This window comes from Szabonella alba, assembly GCF_016765775.1.
Classification (GTDB): domain Bacteria; phylum Pseudomonadota; class Alphaproteobacteria; order Rhodobacterales; family Rhodobacteraceae; genus Szabonella; species Szabonella alba.
This window is the reverse complement of the sequence record NZ_JAESVN010000040.1, coordinates 1-1436: the sequence shown is the minus strand read 5'-3', so window position 1 is coordinate 1436 and position 1436 is coordinate 1. Positions and strand designations below refer to the sequence as shown.

1 protein-coding gene is annotated in these 1436 nt (G+C 70.4%); it reads left to right on the top strand.

Annotated features, from left to right (window positions below):
* Window positions 1-1365: ICP22 family protein (locus tag JL811_RS20220; protein ID WP_202690425.1), on the top strand; the 1365-nt coding region annotated here is incomplete at its 5' end.
* Window positions 1366-1436 lie beyond the last annotated feature (71 nt).

The following is a 1436-nucleotide window of genomic DNA, read 5'->3' as shown; positions in this document are numbered from 1 at the left end:
GATCCGACGGATGGCACTGATCCGACGGATGGCACCGATCCGACCGACGGCACGGATCCGACGGATGGCACCGATCCGACGGATGGCACTGATCCGACCGATGGCACCGATCCGACGGATGGCACTGATCCGACCGACGGAACGGACCCGACGGATGGCACGGACCCGACGGATGGCACGGACCCGACAGACGGCACGGACCCGACGGATGGAACGGACCCGACGGATGGCACCGAGCCTGCGGCCGGGTTGCTTGATCCGGTTCTGGCCGATGGTGGCCTTCTGGGCGACATCACCGGCAATGACGGTCTTCTGGGCGATGTGACCGGGTCCGAGGGGCTTCTGGGTGATCTTCTGGGCAGTGACGGCCTGCTGGGCGGTCTGACGGGCGGTCTGATCGGCGTGCCGGTTCTGGGCGATGGTCCCGATCCGGATCAGGGCCTGCTGGACCCGGTTCTGGCTGATGGCGGGTTGCTGGGGAGCGTCACCGGAAATGGCGGCGTGCTGGGCGATATCACCGGATCCGAAGGGCTTCTGGGTGATGTGACCGGCAATGACGGACTGCTGGGGACAGTGACCGGGTCAGAGGGCCTGTTGGGCGATCTGACGGGCACCGGTCTGCTGGCCGGGGGCGGCGACGGCACGGGCGGCGGCTTGCTGGACGGCCTGCTGGGCGGCGATGAGGGCCTGCTGGGTGGTTTGCTCGGCGGTGACGGTGGCCCGCTCGATGGCGTGACCGACACGGTTGGTGGTCTGCTGGGCGGCGATGAGGGCCTGCTGGGCGGGTTGCTCGGCGGTGACGGTGGTCTGCTGGATGGCGTGACCGACACGGTTGGCGGCCTGCTGGGCGGCGATGAGGGCCTGCTGGGTGGTTTGCTCGGTGGTGACGGTGGCCCGCTGGATGGCGTGACCGACACGGTTGGTGGTCTGCTGGGCGGCGACGAGGGCCTGCTGGGCGGGTTGCTCGGTGGTGACGGTGGTCTGCTGGATGGCGTGACCGACACGGTTGGTGGTCTGCTGGGCGGCGATGAGGGCCTGCTGGGCGGGTTGCTCGGCGGGGACGCTGGCCCGCTGGATGGCGTGACCGACACGGTTGGTGGCCTGCTGGGCGGCGATGAGGGCCTGCTGGGCGGGTTGCTCGGCGGGGACGGTGGTCTGCTGGATGGCGTGACCGACACGGTTGGTGGCCTGCTGGGCGGCGATGAGGGCCTGCTGGGCGGGTTGCTCGGCGGTGACGGTGGCCCGCTGGATGGCGTGACCGACACGGTTGGTGGACTGCTGGGCGGCGATGGCGGCGGGCTGCTGGGTGGTCTGCTGGGGTCGGAGGGCCTGCTGGGGGGCCTCGACGACAGTTCCAACGCCTGATCCCGACCCGTCACGGGCGCTCCACTCTCCCGGAGCGTCCCGGTGCGCGGCCCGGAAACGGGCCGCGCCTC